General features: G+C 72.4%; 18 protein-coding genes. 2 read left to right on the top strand and 16 right to left on the bottom strand.

Annotated features, from left to right (window positions below; genetic code table 11):
- Positions 1 to 8 precede the first annotated feature (8 nt).
- The 6 genes from IF22_RS0123955 to pyrR are packed head-to-tail and all read right to left on the bottom strand — an operon-like array spanning position 9 to position 8,345.
- A complete protein-coding gene (locus IF22_RS0123955; RefSeq protein ID WP_030335656.1) occupies positions 9 to 1,067 on the bottom strand; it encodes a quinone-dependent dihydroorotate dehydrogenase in 1,059 nt (352 codons plus the stop codon).
- Entirely contained in the window at positions 1,064 to 4,411 is a 3,348-nt protein-coding gene (gene carB / locus IF22_RS0123950) for a carbamoyl-phosphate synthase large subunit (RefSeq protein ID WP_030335655.1), read from the bottom strand. The genes IF22_RS0123955 and carB overlap by 4 nt, the downstream gene beginning before the upstream one ends.
- Entirely contained in the window at positions 4,404 to 5,567 is a 1,164-nt protein-coding gene (carA, locus tag IF22_RS0123945) for a glutamine-hydrolyzing carbamoyl-phosphate synthase small subunit (protein WP_030335653.1), read from the bottom strand. Before carA ends, carB begins: the two co-directional genes overlap by 8 nt.
- Positions 5,564 to 6,841 carry a dihydroorotase gene (locus tag IF22_RS0123940; protein WP_030335651.1) on the bottom strand — a complete coding sequence of 426 codons (1,278 nt, stop codon included), beginning with the start codon at positions 6,839 to 6,841 and terminating at the stop codon, positions 5,564 to 5,566. The genes carA and IF22_RS0123940 overlap by 4 nt, the downstream gene beginning before the upstream one ends.
- Complete coding sequence (locus IF22_RS0123935; RefSeq protein ID WP_030335650.1) at positions 6,838 to 7,764, bottom strand: aspartate carbamoyltransferase catalytic subunit; 927 nt, start codon at positions 7,762 to 7,764, stop codon at positions 6,838 to 6,840. Before IF22_RS0123935 ends, IF22_RS0123940 begins: the two co-directional genes overlap by 4 nt.
- Positions 7,761 to 8,345 carry a bifunctional pyr operon transcriptional regulator/uracil phosphoribosyltransferase PyrR gene (pyrR, locus tag IF22_RS0123930; protein ID WP_030335648.1) on the bottom strand — a complete coding sequence of 195 codons (585 nt, stop codon included), beginning with the start codon at positions 8,343 to 8,345 and terminating at the stop codon, positions 7,761 to 7,763. Before pyrR ends, IF22_RS0123935 begins: the two co-directional genes overlap by 4 nt.
- 288 nt (positions 8,346 to 8,633) lie before the next feature.
- Here pyrR and bldD point away from each other — a divergent pair, with 288 nt between their 5' ends.
- Positions 8,634 to 9,122, top strand: coding sequence for a transcriptional regulator BldD (gene bldD, locus IF22_RS0123925; protein WP_007458348.1), 489 nt, complete (start codon positions 8,634 to 8,636; stop codon positions 9,120 to 9,122).
- A gap of 76 nt (positions 9,123 to 9,198) precedes the next feature.
- On the opposite strand, the gene nusB is transcribed toward bldD, so the two are convergent.
- The 5 genes from nusB to IF22_RS0123900 all read right to left on the bottom strand — a co-directional run bounded on the left by nusB (position 9,199) and on the right by IF22_RS0123900 (position 12,858).
- Positions 9,199 to 9,609, bottom strand: coding sequence for a transcription antitermination factor NusB (gene nusB, locus IF22_RS0123920; protein ID WP_184188983.1), 411 nt, complete (start codon positions 9,607 to 9,609; stop codon positions 9,199 to 9,201).
- 23 nt (positions 9,610 to 9,632) lie between these two features.
- The gene (gene efp / locus IF22_RS0123915; RefSeq protein WP_007458344.1) at positions 9,633 to 10,190 is read right to left on the bottom strand and encodes an elongation factor P; all 558 of its coding nucleotides are present in this window, start codon (positions 10,188 to 10,190) and stop codon (positions 9,633 to 9,635) included.
- Between the two features lie 98 nt (positions 10,191 to 10,288).
- Entirely contained in the window at positions 10,289 to 10,714 is a 426-nt protein-coding gene (aroQ, locus tag IF22_RS0123910; protein ID WP_030335643.1) for a type II 3-dehydroquinate dehydratase, read from the bottom strand.
- Between the two features lie 55 nt (positions 10,715 to 10,769).
- Positions 10,770 to 11,849 carry a 3-dehydroquinate synthase gene (gene aroB / locus IF22_RS0123905; RefSeq protein ID WP_030335642.1) on the bottom strand — a complete coding sequence of 360 codons (1,080 nt, stop codon included), beginning with the start codon at positions 11,847 to 11,849 and terminating at the stop codon, positions 10,770 to 10,772.
- Between the two features lie 10 nt (positions 11,850 to 11,859).
- Entirely contained in the window at positions 11,860 to 12,858 is a 999-nt protein-coding gene (locus IF22_RS0123900) for a helix-turn-helix transcriptional regulator (protein ID WP_030335640.1), read from the bottom strand.
- Between the two features lie 79 nt (positions 12,859 to 12,937).
- Between IF22_RS0123900 and IF22_RS0123895 the strand changes: the two genes are divergently transcribed.
- Positions 12,938 to 13,666 (top strand): alpha/beta fold hydrolase, encoded by a 729-nt coding sequence (locus IF22_RS0123895; protein ID WP_030335638.1) that lies wholly within the window; start codon positions 12,938 to 12,940, stop codon positions 13,664 to 13,666.
- Positions 13,667 to 13,789: 123 nt separating this feature from the next.
- Here the strand turns inward: IF22_RS0123895 and IF22_RS0123890 are convergent, their stop codons facing one another.
- The 5 genes from IF22_RS0123890 to IF22_RS0123870 form a co-directional block, all read right to left on the bottom strand.
- Positions 13,790 to 14,293 (bottom strand): shikimate kinase, encoded by a 504-nt coding sequence (locus IF22_RS0123890; protein WP_030335636.1) that lies wholly within the window; start codon positions 14,291 to 14,293, stop codon positions 13,790 to 13,792.
- Positions 14,293 to 15,471, bottom strand: a complete 1,179-nt coding sequence (gene aroC / locus IF22_RS0123885) for a chorismate synthase (RefSeq protein ID WP_030335634.1) — start codon at positions 15,469 to 15,471, stop codon at positions 14,293 to 14,295. Before aroC ends, IF22_RS0123890 begins: the two co-directional genes overlap by 1 nt.
- A gap of 118 nt (positions 15,472 to 15,589) precedes the next feature.
- Positions 15,590 to 16,513, bottom strand: a complete 924-nt coding sequence (locus tag IF22_RS0123880; RefSeq protein ID WP_030335631.1) for a glycosyltransferase family 2 protein — start codon at positions 16,511 to 16,513, stop codon at positions 15,590 to 15,592.
- A complete protein-coding gene (locus IF22_RS0123875; protein WP_051708748.1) occupies positions 16,510 to 17,178 on the bottom strand; it encodes a glycosyltransferase in 669 nt (222 codons plus the stop codon). The genes IF22_RS0123880 and IF22_RS0123875 overlap by 4 nt, the downstream gene beginning before the upstream one ends.
- Entirely contained in the window at positions 17,175 to 17,654 is a 480-nt protein-coding gene (locus IF22_RS0123870) for a glycosyltransferase family 28 protein (protein WP_030335627.1), read from the bottom strand. The genes IF22_RS0123875 and IF22_RS0123870 overlap by 4 nt, the downstream gene beginning before the upstream one ends.
- Between the last annotated feature and the right edge of the window lie 2 nt (positions 17,655 to 17,656).

Genomic DNA, 17,656 nt, shown 5'->3' with positions numbered 1-17,656 from the left:
GGCTACGGTCACCGGCCGGCGACGGGGTCCGGTGCCGTCGACGGGGGCGCGGACCCGGCGGTCGCGCGGACGGCGGCCCGCACCAGGGCCGGACCCCGGTAGATGAAGCCGGTGTAGAGCTGCACCAGGGCGGCGCCGGCATCGAACATCCGGGCCGCGTCGTCCGGGTCCAGCACACCACCGACGCCGATGATCGGCAGCCGGCCGCCGGTCTCACGGTGCACGAACGCGACCACGTCGCGGGCCCGCCCGGTGAGCGGCCGACCGGAGAGACCACCGGCCTGCGCGCCGCGCTCGACGTCGACGCCGGCGAGCCCGTCGCGCGACAGGGTGGTGTTGGTGGCGATCACCCCGGCGGCGCCCCGGGCGAGGCAGACCTCCAGCAACTCGGCGATCGCCGCCTCGGTCAGGTCCGGCGCGATCTTCACCAGCACCGGCTTCTCCCCCACCAGTGCGCCGAGCAGCGCGTCCAGGTGGGCGCGGTCCTGCAACGACCGCAGACCCGGGGTGTTCGGTGAGGACACGTTCACGGCGAAGTAGTCACCGTGCCCGCTCAGCGCCCGGTACGAGGCGAGGTAGTCCTCGACCGCCTCGTCGAGCGGTGTCACCTTGGACTTGCCCAGCGAGATGCCCAACGGCACTCCGAGCGGGCGCGGTAACGCCGCCAGCCGGGCAGCCAGCGCGGCCGCCCCGGCGTTGTTGAAGCCCATCCGGTTGACCACCGCCTCGCTGGCCGGCAGCCGGAACAGCCGGGGCCGGGGGTTGCCCGGCTGGGCGTGCGCGGTGACCGTGCCGACCTCCACGAACCCGAAGCCGAGCGCCGGCCAGGCCGGCAACGCCGCGCCGTCCTTGTCCATGCCGGCGGCCAGGCCGACCGGGTTGGGGAAGCGCACCCCGAACACCGTGCGCGGCGCGGCGACCGCGTACCGGGACCGCAGCGCGGCCAGCGCGGCCGGCCGCCGCGACACTGCCGCCAGCCGCCGCAGCGTCCACTCGTGCGCCGTCTCGGCGTCCCCGCCGCCGAGCCGGAACAACCACGGCCGTACCGCCCGCTCGAACACTGTCACTGGGCCGCCCGCAGGATGGCGTGCAGGTCCTGCAGAGGCCGGACCTGCATGTCGCCGCGGATACGCGCCTCGATGCCCATCACCGCCGCCGCCGCGCCGGGAACGGTGGTGATGCAGGGGATGTCCGCGGTGACGGCCGCGCTGCGGATCTCGTAGCCGTCCGAGCGGGCGCTGGCACCGGAACCCTGCGGGGTGTTGATCACCAGCGCCACGTGGCCGCCGCCGATCAGCGACACCGCGTCGTCGCCCGCACCGGCCTGGTAGTGCTTGCGGATCTGCTCACAGGCGATGCCGTGGCGGCGCAGCACCTCGGCCGTGCCGGCGGTGGCGACGATCTCGAAGCCCAGATCCGCCAGCCGCTTGATCGGGAAGATCATGCCGCGCTTGTCGCGGTTGGCCACCGAGACGAAGATCTTCCCGGCGGTCGGCAACGACCCGTACGCGGCCGACTGACTCTTGGCGAAGGCGTGCCCGAAGTTGGTGTCGATGCCCATCACCTCGCCGGTCGACTTCATCTCGGGGCCGAGCAGCGAGTCGATCCCCTTGCCCGCGCGGGTCCGGAAGCGCTTGAACGGCAGCACCGCCTCCTTCACCGCCACCGGGGCGTCAGCGGGCATCGTGCCCCCGTCCCCGGTGGCCGGCAGCAGGCCCTCGGCGCGCAGCTCGGCGATGCTCGCCCCGAGCGCGATCCGCGCCGCCGCCTTGGCCAGCGGCACCGCCGTGGCCTTGGAGACGAACGGAACGGTCCGCGACGCGCGCGGGTTGGCCTCCAGGACGTAGAGCACGTCGTCCTTGAGGGCGTACTGCACGTTGAGCAGGCCCCGCACGCCGACGCCCCGGGCGATCGCCTCGGTGTAGCGGCGTACCTCCGCGAGGTGCGAGCCGGCGAGGGTGATCGGCGGGAGCGCGCAGGACGAGTCGCCGGAGTGGATGCCGGCCTCCTCGATGTGCTCCATCACGCCGCCGATGTAGACCTCGCCGTCGGCGTCGCAGAGCGCGTCCACGTCGATCTCGATGGCGTCGTCGAGGAACCGGTCCACCAGCACCGGGTGGTCCGGGGAGATGTCGGTGGCCCGACCGATGTAGTCGCGCAGCGTCGGATCGTCGTAGACGATCTCCATGCCCCGCCCGCCCAGCACGTACGACGGCCGGACCAGCACCGGGTAGCCGATCTCGTCGGCGATGGCCTTCGCCTCGTCGTACGAGGTGGCCATGCCGTGCGACGGCGCGCGCAGCCCGGCGCGGGCCAGCACCGCGCCGAACGCGCCCCGCTCCTCGGCCAGGTGGATCGACTCCGGGGAGGTGCCGACGATCGGCACACCGGCGTTCTTGAGCCGCTGTGCCAGCCCCAGCGGGGTCTGCCCGCCGAGCTGCACGACCACCCCGACCACCCCCGGCCCGCCGGCCGCCCGGCCGGACGAGTCCTCCGCGTGCCAGACCTCCAGCACGTCCTCGAAGGTCAGCGGCTCGAAGTAGAGCCGGTCGGCGGTGTCGTAGTCGGTGGAGACCGTCTCCGGGTTGCAGTTGACCATCACGGTCTCGTAACCGGCCGTCCGCAACGCCTGAACGGCGTGCACGCAGGAGTAGTCGAACTCGATGCCCTGCCCGATCCGGTTCGGGCCGGAGCCCAGGATCAGCACCTTCGGCCGGTCCGACGGCACGACCTCGGTCTCCAGGTCGTACGTCGAGTAGTGGTACGGCGTGGTCGCCTCGAACTCGGCCGCGCAGGTGTCCACGGTCTTGTAGACCGGGCGCACGTCGAGGCGGTGCCGCAGGGTCCGGACGCCGTCCTCGGCGGCCAGCTCCGGGCGGAGCGCGGCGAGCTGCCGGTCGGACAGACCGGCCCGCTTGGCGCGGCGCAACAGGTCGGCGTCGAGCACCGGCGCGTCGACGATCTCGGCGCGCAACTCGATCAGCGCGGCGATCTGGTCCAGGAACCACGGGTCGATCCCGCCGGACGCCTCGGCGACCTCGGCGATCGACGCGCCCAGGCGCAGCGCCCGCTCGACTGTGTACAGCCGGCCGTCGTGCGGGATCCGCAGCGCGGCGAGGGTGTCGGCGAGGGTGACGCCCGCCGGGTCCGGCACGGTCCAGAAACCGGCCGACTTCGTCTCCATCGAGCGCATCGCCTTGTTCAGCGCCTCGGTGAAGTTACGCCCGAGGCTCATCGCCTCGCCCACCGACTTCATCGTGGTGGTCAGCTCCGGGTCCGCGCCGGGGAACTTCTCGAACGCGAACCGGGGGATCTTCACCACCACGTAGTCGAGGGACGGCTCGAACGCCGCCGGAGTCTTCAACGTGATGTCGTTGGGGATCTCGTCGAGGGTGTAGCCGATGGCCAGCTTGGCGGCGATCTTCGCGATCGGGAAGCCGGTCGCCTTGGAGGCCAGCGCCGAGGACCGCGACACCCGGGGGTTCATCTCGATCACGACGATCCGGCCGTCGACCGGGTTGACCGCGAACTGGATGTTGCAGCCGCCGGTGTCCACCCCGACCTCGCGCAGCACGGCGATGCCCAGGTCACGCAGGCGCTGGTACTCCCGGTCGGTGAGCGTCATGGCCGGCGCCACCGTGACGCTGTCGCCGGTGTGCACACCCATCGGGTCGATGTTCTCGATCGAGCAGACCACCACCACGTTGTCGTGCCGGTCGCGCATCAGCTCGAGCTCGTACTCCTTCCAGCCGAGCACGCTCTCCTCGATGAGCACCTCGTGCACCGGGCTGGCGGCCAGGCCGTCACCGGCGATGCGGGCCAGGTCCTCCGGGGTGTGCGCCATGCCGGAGCCCAGGCCACCCATGGTGAACGACGGGCGGATCACCACCGGCAGGCCCAGCTCGGCGACGGTCGCCTCGACCTCCTCCATCGAGTGGCAGACCCGGGAGCGGGGCACCAGGCCCGCCGGGTCCTCGACACCCAGGCGTACGCCGGCCTTGGCGACGATCTCCTTGAAGAGCTGGCGGTCCTCGCCCCGGTTGATGGCGTCGATGTTCGCGCCGATCAACTCCACGCCGTACTTCTCCAGGACACCGTTCTCGTGCAGGGCGACGGCGGTGTTCAGCGCGGTCTGCCCGCCGAGGGTCGCGAGGATCGCGTCCGGGCGCTCCTTGGCGATGACCAGTTCCACGAACTCCGGGGTGATCGGCTCGACGTACGTCGCGTCGGCGAACTCCGGGTCCGTCATGATCGTCGCCGGGTTGGAGTTGACCAGGCTGACCCGGATCCCCTCGCTGCGCAGGACCCGGCAGGCCTGGGTGCCGGAGTAGTCGAACTCGCAGGCCTGCCCGATGACGATCGGCCCGGAGCCGATCACCAGGATGTGCTTGAGATCGGTCCGCTTAGGCATTGCTGCGCCCCTTGCTGTGGTTCCGGCCCTCGATGAGCTCGGCGAAACGGTCGAAGAGGTAGTCCGCGTCGTGCGGGCCGGCCGCCGCCTCCGGGTGGTACTGGACGGTGAACGCGGGCACGTCGATGGCCCGCAGCCCCTCGACCACGTTGTCATTGAGGCAGACGTGGGACACCTGAACGCCGCCGAACTCGGTGTCGATCACCTGGTCGGGGACGACGGCGCCGACGCCGGCACCGGGCACCTGGACGGCGAAGCCGTGGTTGTGGCTGGTCACCTCGACCTTGCCGGTGACCCGGTCGAGCACCGGCTGGTTGATCCCCCGGTGGCCGTAGCCCAGCTTGTAGGTGCCGAAGCCGAGCGCCCGACCGAGGATCTGGCTGCCGAAGCAGATGCCGAACAGCGGCACCTCCCGCCGCAGCGCCTCCCGGGCCAGCGCCACCGGCGCGTCGGCGGTGGCCGGGTCGCCCGGGCCCGGCGACAGGAAGATCGCGTCGGCGCCGGTGGCGAGCATCTCGTCGATGGTCGACGACGCCGGCAGCACGTGGGTGGTCACCCCGCGGGTGGCCAGCCGCCGCGGCACGTTGCGCTTGATGCCCAGGTCCAGTGCGGCCACCGTGAACCGGTGCTCGCCGACCGCCTCGACGACGTACGGCTCGGTGGTGCTCACCTCGGCGGAGAGGTCCGCGCCGACCATCTGCGGGGCCTGGCGGACCCGGGTCAGCAGGCGCTGCGGGTCGGTCTCGACGCTGGAGATGCCGACCCGCATGGCCCCGCGCTCGCGCAGGTGCCGGGTCAGGGCCCGGGTGTCCACCCCGCTGATGCCGACCACACCCTCGGTGGCGAGGCGGTCCTCCAGCGAGCCGGTGGCGCGCCAGTTCGAGCCGATCCGGGCCGGGTCGCGCACCACGTAGCCGGCCACCCAGATCCGGCCGGACTCGTCGTCCTCGCCGTTGACGCCGGTGTTGCCGATGTGCGGGGCGGTCTGCACCACCACCTGCCGGTGGTACGACGGGTCGGTCAGCGTCTCCTGGTAACCGGTCATGCCGGTGGTGAAGACCGCCTCGCCGAAGGTCTCCCCGACACTCCCGTACGCCTCACCGGGGAACGTGCGCCCGTCCTCCAGTACGAGGATCGCGGAACGTCTGCGCGTCACTTGGTTGCCTTTCCGTCCAGGACCGTCGGCTCGCCGCGCAGGAAGGTCGCCACGATGCGACCTGGCAGCGTCATGCGGGCGTACGGGGTGTTGCGACTGCGACTGGCCAACTCCGCCGGCTCGATGGTGCGGCGGGCGGCCGGGTCGATCACTGTCAGGTTGGCCGGCACTCCCGGCGCGGGGTCGACGCCGTGCCCGGTGAGGCCGGCGATCCGGGCGGGGGTGCGCGACATCCGCTCGGCGATCAGGTCCCACTGGGGACCGAGCACGTCCAGCGCGATGGAGAGGGCCGTCTCCAGACCGAGCATGCCCGGCCGGGCGTACGCCCACTCGCACTCCTTGTCCTCCACCGCGTGCGGGGCGTGATCGGTGGCGATCACGTCGATCACCCCGTCGGCGAGGGCGGCGCGCAGCGCGGTGACGTCAGCGGCCGTCCGCAACGGCGGGTTGACCTTGAAGACCGGGTCGTAGGTCTCGGCCTTGACGTCGGTGAGCAGCAGGTGGTGAGGGGTCACCTCAGCGGTCACCCGTACCCCGCGTGCCTTCGCCTGGCGCAGCACCTCGACGCTGCCGGCGGTGGAGACGTGGCAGACGTGCAGTCGGCTGCCCACGTGCTCGGCGAGCAGCACGTCCCGGGCGATGATCGCCTCCTCGGCGACCGCCGGCCAGCCGATCAGGCCGAGCCGGGTGGAGACCTCGCCCTCGTGCATCTGGGCGCCCTCGGTGAGCCGGGGCTCCTCGGCGTGCTGGGCGATGATCCCGTCGAACGCCTTGACGTATTCCAGGGCGCGGCGCATCAACTTCGGGTCGGCGACGCAGTGCCCGTCGTCGGAGAAGATCCGCACCCGGGCCGCCGAGTCGGCCATCGCGCCCAGCTCGGCCAGCCGTTCGCCGGCCAGCCCGACGGTGACCGCGCCGATCGGCTGCACGTCGACCAGGTTGGCTTCCCGGCCGAGCCGCCAGACCTGCTCGACCACACCGGCGGTGTCCGCCACCGGGGAGGTGTTGGCCATCGCGCACACGGCCGTGTAGCCGCCCAACGCCGCCGCCCGGGAACCGGACTCGACGGTCTCGGCGTCCTCCCGGCCGGGCTCGCGCAGGTGGGTGTGCAGGTCGACCAGGCCGGGCAGGGCGACCAGGCCGGTGCCGTCGATGACTGTGGCGTCCGGCGCGGTCAGGCCGGGACCGACGTCGGCGACCACGCCGTCGCGGATCAGCAGGTCGGTCGGCGCGGCGCCGACGACGCTCACGCTGGTGATCAGGTACGCGGTCACCGGTTGTTCCCTCCGAGCAGCAGGTAAAGGACAGCCATCCGCACGGAGACCCCGTTGGTGACCTGTTCGACGATGGTGGAGCGGGGTGAGTCGGCGACCTCGGGGGTGATCTCCATCCCCCGGTTCATCGGGCCGGGGTGCATGACGATCGCGTGCTCGGGCAGCCGGCGCATCCGCGGCCCGTCCAGCCCGTAGCGGCGGGCGTACTCGCGGGCGGAGGGGAAGTAGGAGTCGTTCATCCGCTCCCGCTGCACCCGCAGCATCATCACCACGTCCACGTTGGGTAGGACGGAGTCGAGGTCGTAGGAGACGTCGGTGCCGGGGGCGAGTGCGCCCGCGATGTCGACCGGGATGAGGGTCGGCGGGCCGACCAGGGTGACCTTGGCGCCGAGGGTGGACAGCAGCAGCACGTTGGAGCGGGCGACCCGGGAGTGCAGCACGTCCCCGACCACCGCCACCGACAGGCCGGCGAGCCGACCCAGCCGGGCCCGCATGGTGTACGCGTCCAGCAGCGCCTGGGTGGGGTGCTCGTGGGTGCCGTCGCCGGCGTTGACCACCGACCCGTCCACCCAGTTGGCCAGCCGGTGCGGCGCGCCGGAGGCGGGGTGTCGGACGACGACGGCGTCCGCGCCCATGGCCTGCAGGGTCAACGCGGTGTCCTTCAGGCTCTCGCCCTTGGTGACGCTGGACCCCTTCGCGGAAAAGTTGATCACGTCGGCGCTGAGTCGCTTCGCCGCCGCCTCGAAGGAGATCCGGGTCCGCGTGGAGTCCTCGTAGAAGAGGTTCACCACGGTCCGCCCGCGCAGCGCGGGAAGCTTCTTGATCTCCCGGCCGGCGACGGTGGCCATCTCGGCGGCGGTGTCCAGGATCTCGGTGGCGGTGTCGGCGTCCAGGTCACCGCCGGAGAGCAGGTGCTTGATCATGAGTTTGCTCCCCCGTACAGCTTGACCTCGTCGACGCCGTCGGTTTCGGCGAGCGTCACCTTCACGCTCTCCGCGAGCGAGGTCGGGATGTTCTTGCCGACGTAGTCGGCGCGGATCGGCAGCTCCCGGTGACCCCGGTCGACCAGGACGGCCAGTTGCACCGACGCCGGGCGGCCCACGTCGTTGAGCGCGTCCAGCGCGGCCCGGACGGTGCGACCGGAGAAGAGCACGTCGTCGACCAGGATGACCCGTTTGCCGTCGATCCCGCCGGAGGGCAGCTCGGTCGGGCCCACCGCGCGGGTGGCGTGCCGACGGAGGTCGTCGCGGTACAGGGTGATGTCGAGCACACCCACCGGGACGACGACGTCCTCGAAGGTGCTGATCCGGTCGGCGAGCCGTCGGGCGAGCGGGGTGCCCCGGGTGGGGATCCCCAGCAGCACCGTGTTCGCGGCGCCCTGGGTCTTCTCCAGGATCTGGTGGGCGATGCGGTCGACCACGCGTTGCACGTCGGCGCTGGCGAGGATCACCTTCACCGAGGGTTGTCGCGGTGGCGACGAGCGGGCAGCCGGTGGGTATGCCACGGCGGACCTCCTTCCCCGCCTCACGGGACGGGTCGTTAAAGGATGTCGGGCACCTCCGGCCGGACCGCTGAGCAGACCTGGACCGGGGCTCCCGCCACGTTACCAGTGGTCACCGGGCCGATGGACGGCGGCTGCTGACCACCGGGTCAGGCGCGGGAAAAGGGGATAACTTCCCGGACGCTCCCCAACGGTAGGGTCACGACCACTTGACCACGTGTCGCATTCCCCGTACCGTCACGCTCCGTAGCGATCGACGGGAGAACCCCGAGCAGCACTGGGAGTGTCCGAATGCCCTCTGAATACGCCAAGTCTCTGGGCGCCCGCCTGCGCTCCATCCGCCAGCAGCAGGGTCTCTCCCTGCAGGGTGTGGAGGAGAAGTCGAACGGGCGGTGGAAGGCCGTGGTGGTCGGCTCGTACGAGCGTGGCGACCGGGCCGTGACGGTGTCCCGTCTGGCCGAGCTGGCCGAGTTCTACCGCGTACCCGTCTCGGAGCTGCTGCCTGACGGCAGTGGCGTCCGTCACGAGCCCACCAGCAAGATTGTCCTGGACCTGGAGCGGCTCTACGACGAGGCCTCCGAGGACCTGGCCTACGTGGCCCGCTACGCCCGCGCCATCCAGCAGCAGCGCGGCGACTACAACGGTCGGGTGCTCTCCATCCGCGCCGACGACCTGCGGGCCCTCGCGATCGTCTACGACGCCTCACCGTCGGGTCTGATCGAGCGGCTCACCGAGCACGGCGTGCTGGTGGCCGACCCCCGGGCGTTCTTCGCCTCCTGATCCACCGCTGCACCGAAGGGGCCCGTGCCGGATGGCACGGGCCCCTTCGGTGCAGCGGCGTTCGTCGGCGCGACGCTCAGCGGGTGGCGTACTCGGCGATCCGGCCGAGCACCCCGTTGAGGAAGCGCGGCGAATCGTCGGTCGACATCTGCCGGGCCAGTTCCACGGCCTCGCTGATCGCCACCGCGTCGTCGATCTCGTCGACGTAGAGCAACTCGTAGACGGCGATCCGGGCCAGATTGCGGTCGACGACCGGCATCCGCTCCAGCGTCCAACCCTCGGCGTAGCTGGCGATCAGCTCGTCGATCCGGTTGAGGTGCTCGGCGACGCCCTCGACCAGGCCCACCGCGTAGCCCAGATGCTCCGGCCGGGGCTGCTCGATCCGCTGCACGTAGCCGGCGAGCACCTCCACCGGAGGCTTGTCCCGAAGGTCGGCCTCGTAGAGGACATCCAGCGCCCGCTTGCGCGCCTTGCGGCGCGCCGGCATCTGCTGCTTGGCACCCTCAGCCATCAGGCGCGGCCGAGGTAACGGCCGTCGCGGGTGTCGACCTTGATCTTCTCGCCGGTGGTGATGAACAGCGGAACCGGCACGGTGGCGCCGGTCTCCACGGTCGCCGGCTTGGTGCCGCCGGTCGAGCGGTCGCCCTGCAGGCCCGGCTCGGTGTAGGTGACCTCCAGCACGACGCTGGTGGGCAGCTCGATGTAGAGCGGCACACCCTCGTGCTGGGCGACGGTCGCCTCCGCCTCGGGAAGCAGGTAGTTGGCTGCCTCACCGACGGTGCCACCGGGCACGGTGATCTGGTCGAAGGTCTCCAGATCCATGAAGACGAAGTCCTCGCCGTCGGCGTACAGGTACTGCATCGTGCGCTTGTCAACGGTCGCGGTCTCGACCTTGGTGCCCGCGTTGAAGGTCTTGTCGACCACCTTCCCGGACAGCACGTTCTTCAGCGTGGTGCGCACGAAGGCACCACCCTTACCGGGCTTGACGTGCTGGAACTCGACGACGGCCCACAGCTCGCCATCCAGGTTGAGTACCAGGCCGTTTTTGAGGTCGTTGGTGGAGGCCATTTCCTGCCTTGATCATCAATTGGCGGACAGACCTGGCAAGTCTACAAGCTGCGTCGAATCGGACCGCCCCGCGTTCGGAGCGCTCAGTCGGTGGGCCCTCAGCGGCTGGCCAGATGGTGCAGGGCGAGGCGATAGCCGTCAATGCCCAAACCGCAGATCACACCGGTCGCCACCGCCGACACCACCGAGTGGTGCCGGAACTCCTCACGGGTGTGGATGTTGGAGATGTGCACCTCCACCAACGGCCCGCGCAGCATCGCGCAGGCGTCCCGCACGGCGTACGAGTAGTGCGACCAGGCGGCCGGGTTGAGCACCACCGCGGCGCCCTCGTCGGCGGCGGTGTGCAGCCAGCCGAGCAGTTCGTGCTCGGCGTCGGTCTGCCGGACCGTCACCGTCAGCCCCAGCTCCCGACCGGTGGTCTCGCAGAGCGCCACGAGGTCGGCGTAGGTGGTCGCGCCGTACACGTCGGGCTCACGGGTGCCCAGCCGGCCCAGGTTCGGCCCGTTCAGCACGTAGACCCTCACGGTGCCTCCGTCGTTCGCGACTGCGGGGCTCGCAAACCCGGCTCACTCCTCGCGCTCACGGGCTGGCCACCTCCTGGTACGCCGCCGCCAGCAACGCGTCGTCCGGACCCTCCAGCATCGCCGGGCGGGCCAGCCCGTCGAGCACCACGAAGCGCAGCCGACTGCCCCGGGTCTTCTTGTCCACCCGCATCGCGGCCAGTAGCTGCGGCCAGGCGTCGACCGGGTAGCTCACCGGCAGGCCCAGCGCGGTCAACGTGACCCGGTGCCGGTCGGCGGTCGGCGCGTCCAGCCGCCCGGCGAGGCGGGCCAGCGTGGCCGCGTACACCAGACCGACGGCGACGGCGTGACCGTGCCGCCAGCGGTAGCCCTCGTGCTGCTCGATGGCGTGGGCCAGGGTGTGGCCGTAGTTGAGCACCTCCCGCAGGCCCGACTCGCGCAGGTCGCCGGCGACCACGTCGGCCTTGACCCGGATCGCCCGTTCGATCAGCTCCCGGCTCACCGCCGCACGCGGGTCGGTGGCGGCCACCGGGTCGGCCTCGACGAGATCCAGGATCGTCGGGTCGGCGATGAACCCGCACTTGACGACCTCGGCCAACCCGGCCGCCAGGTCGACAGCGGGCAGGCTGTCCAGCGTGGCCAGGTCGGCCAGCACCCCGACCGGCGGGTGGAACGCGCCGACCAGGTTCTTGCCGGCGGCCGTGTTGATGCCCGTCTTCCCGCCCACCGCGGCGTCGACCATGCCCAGCAGCGAGGTCGCCACCGGCACCCAGCGCACCCCCCGCAACCAGCAGGCCGCGACGAAGCCGGCCAGGTCGGTGACCGCGCCGCCGCCCACCCCGACCACCGCGTCGGTACGGGTGAAGCCCGCCGCTCCCAGCCGGTCCCAGCAGGCGGAGGCCACGTCGATGTGTTTGCCCGACTCGGCGTCGGGGACCTCGATCGGCAGCGGCTCGACGCCGGCGGCGCGCAGCCGCTCGCCGAGCGCGTCCGCGAGGGCCTTGAGCGGAGGCGCGTGCAGCACCGCCACCCGCGTCGCGCCGGGCAGCAGGCCAGGCAGCGCGCCCAGCAGGTCACGTCCCACCAAGACGTCGTACGGCCGCTCGCCGCCGACCGGAATCCGGGTCACCTCGTCCATCGCCGGCAGCCTAGTCCAGTGGGCGGCGCGGCGACGGCGCCTGTCCACCTGCTGGCCGGGCCGCCCAGTCGGCCAACCGGCGGGCGTGCTCGGCCACCGCGACGCGCAGCGCGTCCGGACGCCGCACGGTGAACGGACAGCCCAGCCCGGCGAGCAGCGCGGCCATCCCGGGCAGGCTCTCCGCCCGGGCCCGCAGCAGCACCCCGTCGGTGGTGACGGTCAACTCGGCCACGCTGGGCGGGATCCGGCGGCGGGCGGCCACCAGGTCGGTCTCCAGCACCACCTCGACCTCGTGCGGGTACGGCACCCCGGCCAGCGACCGGGTCACAAAGGCCACCGCCTCGAAACCGTCCGGCACGGTGAACGTCGCCAGGCCGGGCGTCACCGCGCCGATCCGGTCCAGCCGGAAGGTCCGGACCTCCCCGCGCCGGTGATCGTGGCCGGTGACGTACCAGCGGCCGGCGTGGAAGACCAACCCGTACGGGTCGAGCTCGCGGTGCGATCGTTCGCCCCGCCAGGAGCGGTAGTCCAGCGCCACCCGCTGCCGGTGCCGGGCGGCCGAGGCCAGCGCGAGCAGGGTGCCCGACGCCGGTCCGCGTTCCGCTTCCGGGCGACGCAGGGTGAAGCCCAGATGCTCCTGGACGGCAGCGAGCCGGTCGGCGAGCGCCGCCGGCAGCACCCGGCGGATCTTCGCCAGCGCGCTGGCGGTGGCGGGCTGCTCGGTGGCGAGCCCGACCCGTTCGGCGACGACGAGACCGAGCAGCACGGCCACCGCCTCGTCGTCGGTGAGCATCAGCGGCGGCAGCTTGTAGCCGGGGTGCAGCCGATAGCCGCCGTGGCGACCCCGGTCGGCGGTGACGGGGATGCCCAGCTCGACAAGCGTTGTCGCATACCGGCGCACGGTCCGCTCGTCCACGCCGAGCTGGCCGGCGAGGTCGGCGGCGGTCGACCGGTGCCGGCCCTGCAGCAGTTCCAGCAGGGCCAGCACCCGACCTGCGGGATGTGACACGGGCCACTCCTCCAAACCGGGCGGATCCTGTCCGGATTCGATCGTACGGTCTAGCGGTAACCGAGCAAAGGAGCGACAGATGGCGACATTCGTGCTGGTCCCGGGGTTCTGGCTGGGCGCCTGGGCGTGGCGGGACGTGACCGCCGCGCTGCGGTCGCAGGGGCACGAGGTCCACCCGATGACACTGACCGGGCTGGCCGAACGCGACCACCTCGCCGGGCCCCAGGTCAGCCTGGACACGCACACCACCGACATCGTCCGGCTGATCGAGGTCGAGGACCTGCGCGACGTCCTGCTGGTCGGGCACTCCGGCGGCGGGATGCCGGCAGCCCAGGCCGCGGACCGCGTCCCGGACCGGATCGCCCGGGTCGTCTATGTGGAGAGTGGGCCGTTGCCGGACGGCACGGCGCAGTTCGACACGCTGCCGCCGGAGGAGCAGCAGCGGCTGCGCGAGGCGATCGGCACCGGGCACCTGCTGCCGCCGCCCGCCTGGGACCCGGAAGCCGACCCGACCAACCTGGCCGGCCTCGACGAGCCGACGCTCGCGCTGCTGCGCACCCGGGCCACCCCGCAGCCGCTGCGGACCGCCACCGACCCGGTCCGACGCACCGGCGGGCGCTCGGTGCCGACCGCGCTGGTCGCCAGCACCATCCCGCTCGACGTGGTGCGGCAGATGATCCGACAGGAGCACCCGTTCTTCACCGAGCTGACCGACGGCCAGCTGCACGGGTTGCCCACCGGGCACTGGCCGATGCTCAGCGAGCCGAAGGCCCTCACCGACATCCTCGACCAGATCGCCCGCAGCTGACCCAGACCCCGCCCCCTGCGCCGATCTTGCACTTCCGGTTGGCGACATGGGCGCCACTGCCCCTTATGCCGGGGCAGAAAGTGCAAGATCGGCGCAAGAGGGGGGCGACGACGACGGGGGGGGTTAGCGCGGGAGCAGGGCGGTGAGCTCGGCGACGACCTCGGCCGGGGTTCGGCCGTCGGTGATCACCGTTTCCGTGGCCACCTCGGCGTAGAGCGGCCGGCGCTGGTCCAGCAGGTGCTTGAGGGTGGCCCGCGGGTTGATCGCCAACAGCGGGCGTCCGGCGCCGAGCCCGACCCGCTTCACCGCGTCGGGCAGCTCGACCGAGAGGTGCACCACCCGGTGCCCGATCAGCGCGGCCCGGGTCTCCTCGGCCAGCACCGCGCCGCCGCCGAGGGCGAGCACTCCGGTGCCGGCGGCCAGCGCCGCGGCCACGGCGGCCCGTTCCAGGGTACGGAAGTGCGCCTCACCCTCGTCGATGAAGATCTCCGGGATCGGCTTACCGGCCATCTGCTCGATGTCGATGTCGGTGTCCCGGAACTCCACGCCGAGCGTCGCGGCGAGCGCCCGCCCGACGGTGGTCTTGCCGCAACCGGGCGCGCCGACCAGCACGACCACCGGTGCCATCAGCGGATGACCAGCGCGTCGAGGTAACCGGCCACGTTGCGGCGGATCTCGGTGACCGAGTCACCGCCGAACTTCTCGGTGGCCGCCTCGGCGAGCACCAGCGCCACCATCGCCTCGGCGACCACCGCCGCGGCGGGCACCGCGCACACGTCGGAGCGCTGGTTGATGGCGGTGGCCGGCTCGCCGGTGGCGACGTCCACGGTGGCCAGCGCCCGGTTCAGCGAGGAGATCGGCTTCATCGCGGCGCGGACCCGCAGCGGCTCACCGGTGGTGATGCCGCCCTCCAGCCCGCCGGCCCGGTCGGTGACCCGGCGCACGCCGGTCGCCGACGGGATGATCTCGTCGTGCGCCTCCGAGCCACGGGATCGGGCCTGCTGCCAGCCGTCACCGATCTCCACACCCTTGATCGCCTGAATGGACATCAGCGCGGTGGCCAGCCGGGCGTCGAGCTTGCGGTCCCACTGCACGTGGCTGCCCAACCCCGGCGGCACCCCGTACGCCAGCACCTCGACCACGCCACCGAGGGTGTCGGCGGCCTTCTTCGCGGCGTCGACCTCGGCGACCATCAGGGCGCTGGCCTCCGGGTCGAGGCAGCGCAGCGGGTCGGCGTCGATCCGGGCGGTGTCCGACGGAGTGGGGCGCAGCCCCGGCTTCGCGGCCACCGGGCCCAACTCGACGACGTGCGAGACGATCTCGATGCCGAGCGCCTGCCGGATCAGCGCCTTCGCGACAGTGCCGACCGCCACCCGGGCGGCCGTCTCCCGGGCGCTGGCGCGCTCCAGGATCGGCCGGGCGTCGGTGTGGCCGTACTTCTGCATGCCGGCCAGGTCCGCGTGGCCCGGCCGGGGGCGGGTCAGCGGGGCGTTGCGCGCCTGGCGGGCCAGCTCGTCCGGGTCGACCGGGTCGGCGGCCATCACGGTCTGCCACTTCGGCCACTCGGAGTTGCCGACCCGGATCGCCACCGGGCTGCCCAGGGTGACGCCGTGCCGCAGGCCGCCGAGCAGCTCGACCTCGTCCCGCTCGAACGACATCCGGGCACCCCGGCCGTAACCCAGCCGGCGACGGGCCAGCTCGTCGGCGATCTCGGTGGTGGTCACCTCGATGCCGGCCGGCACCCCCTCCAGCATCGCGACGAGGGCGGGACCGTGCGATTCACCTGCAGTCAGCCAACGCAACACAGCGGTCAGTCTGTCACGGCCCGCCACCGGCGCGGCACGCTCCCCGGACCGTCCCGCCCAGCGGACGCCGCCGCCCGCTGAGCCGGGCGTCCTGTGCCCCGCACCCGTCGACGGCGGCTCAGATCCCCCGACCGCGCTTGTGCAGGGTGCGTAGCACCGCGTCGGCCCGGACCACCCGACCGGCGACGGCGAGGGCCAGGTAGGCGCGCGGCTCCCGGGGGTTGCTGCGCAGGGTGCGCCGGGCCCAGCGCAGCGCGCCCCGGCGGTCGCCGGCGGCGGCCTGGGCGAACGCGATCTGCCCTGCCACCCGGGCTTCGCCGGCCGGTTGACCGGCGAACTCCGGATAACGCCGCAGCAACCACTGCAACGCCTCCGAGATGGTGTCCCAGCGCTGCGCGAAGTACGAGCGCTTGTGCCAGCGGACCAGCACCGACGGCGTCCGCAGGTTGATCAGCGGCGCGCTGCGCGCGGCCCGCAGCAGGAACTCGTAGTCCTCCGCGTAGCTGCCCGGAATCTCCTCGTCGACCAGCCCGAACCCGTCGCGCAGCGCGGTGGCGCGGATCAGGAAGGTCGACGGGTGCAGCTCCGTCATCCGGTCGCGCAACAGGTCGTCCAGGGTGATCCGGTCCTTGTCGAGCACCCGGTCGACGGTGTGCCCGTCATAGGTGACCCGGATGCCGCAGCAGACGAACTCGGCGGCCGGATCACCGGCCAACGCGTCGACCTGGGCGGCCAGCTTGCCGGGCAGCCACTCGTCGTCGTCGTCGCAGAACGCGACCAGCTCACCCTCGGCCGCGAGGGTGCCGCTGTTGCGCGCCCCGGCCAACCCGGCGGTACGGGTGTTGCTGATCACGCGTACCACGCGGGTCGGGTCGCTGCCCAGCGCTGTCAACGACTCGTCGGGCGCGGACTGGTCGAACACCACCACGACCTCGATCGGGCCCGGGTAGTCCTGCGCCAGGATCGCGCGCACCGCCGCCCGCAGCAGCTCGGGGCGGTCCCGGGTGGGCACCACGACGCTGACGCTCGGCTGCTGGGTCATCGAATCTCCTCCGTACCCGGACGCGGCCGGGACCAGGCCCGCCACCGGGGTGGGCGCGGGGTCGAACGGGCCACCAGGTCGTCGATGATCTGCCCGACCCGGGCCACCGCCGCCCGTTGTGCCTCGTGTGCCTGCGGGTCGGCGGCCACCGCGTACCGGGATGGGTCGGCCACCCCTGCGGTCAGCGCGTCGTGCAGCGCCTCCCGGGTCTCGCAGAGCGCCACCAGCCCGGCGGCGCCGAGCCGGCGGGCGAAGAGAAGCTGATGGTTGTCGACGTGCTCACCGCGAGCCGGGTCGCGGGGCACCACGATGGGCAGGTGGCCGTGCCGGCGGGCCTCCAGGATGGTCGCCGGGCCACCGTGGCAGACCACCAGGTGCGCGTCGCTCATCGCCTGTTGCAACGCGTCGTGACCGAGGAACGCCACCGCGCCGGGCACCTGGGGCGCGCGGGTGTGCCCGTGCTGGACGGTCAGCCCGATCGGGACGGCGGCCTGCGTGTGCCACTGCGCCAGCCAGTCCACGAGCCGGTCGAACTGGTGCTTGTCGGTGCCCACCGCCACCAGCAGTCGCAGCTGGGCGACCGCCGAGCTGTCGCGCTGGCGCGGCAGGCGGGCCGCCTCGGTGCTCGGTTGCGGACGCCAGGCGGTGCCCGTCTCCCCCGTCACAGCAGCGTCCCGACGACTGTCGCCTCGGGGTACTGCCGGCGCTGCTCGTCCCACTGCACGAGCATCGCGGACAGGAACGGCCGGCAGAGCCGGGCGGTGAGCGTCGGGGTGTCGATCCGGTCGTACACCTCGATGTAGACGGTCGGGATGCGCCGCAACCGGGCCAGCACCACGAACGGCACCGCCACCCCGGCGCCGGTGGTGACCACGGCGGCGACCCGCCGCGCCCGCAGCACCCGCCAGGCCAGCAGCGCGTTGCGCAGCAGGTTCGGCACGTTGCGGGTGGTCGGGTGGTGTGCCGGCACCAGGTCCTCGCCGGCCAGCAGCGACACCGCCTCCGGGGTGTCGAAGGTGACCCAGCAGCGCCGCCACCGTTCGTACCAGGGCCGCAAGGCCAGTAGTTGGGCCAGGTGCCCGCCGCTGGAGCCGACCAGCAGCAGCACCGGTGCCCCACTGTCGTCGTTGTTCGTGTCCACGC

The organism is Micromonospora parva (genome assembly GCF_000718515.1).
GTDB classification, from domain to species: Bacteria; Actinomycetota; Actinomycetes; order Mycobacteriales; family Micromonosporaceae; genus Micromonospora; species Micromonospora parva.
This window is presented reverse-complemented; position numbering and strand designations above follow the sequence as displayed.

Coding starts and splice junctions, on each gene's coding strand:
- carB (WP_030335655.1), bottom strand. CDS start 4,411: ATGCCTAAGCGGACCGATCTCAAGCACATCCTGGTGATCGGCTCCGGG.
- IF22_RS0123935 (WP_030335650.1), bottom strand. CDS start 7,764: ATGATCAAGCACCTGCTCTCCGGCGGTGACCTGGACGCCGACACCGCC.
- bldD (WP_007458348.1), top strand. CDS start 8,634: ATGCCCTCTGAATACGCCAAGTCTCTGGGCGCCCGCCTGCGCTCCATC.
- nusB (WP_184188983.1), bottom strand. CDS start 9,609: ATGCCGGCGCGCCGCAAGGCGCGCAAGCGGGCGCTGGATGTCCTCTAC.
- efp (WP_007458344.1), bottom strand. CDS start 10,190: ATGGCCTCCACCAACGACCTCAAAAACGGCCTGGTACTCAACCTGGAT.
- aroB (WP_030335642.1), bottom strand. CDS start 11,849: ATGGACGAGGTGACCCGGATTCCGGTCGGCGGCGAGCGGCCGTACGAC.
- IF22_RS0123895 (WP_030335638.1), top strand. CDS start 12,938: ATGGCGACATTCGTGCTGGTCCCGGGGTTCTGGCTGGGCGCCTGGGCG.
- IF22_RS0123890 (WP_030335636.1), bottom strand. CDS start 14,293: ATGGCACCGGTGGTCGTGCTGGTCGGCGCGCCCGGTTGCGGCAAGACC.
- IF22_RS0123880 (WP_030335631.1), bottom strand. CDS start 16,513: ATGACCCAGCAGCCGAGCGTCAGCGTCGTGGTGCCCACCCGGGACCGC.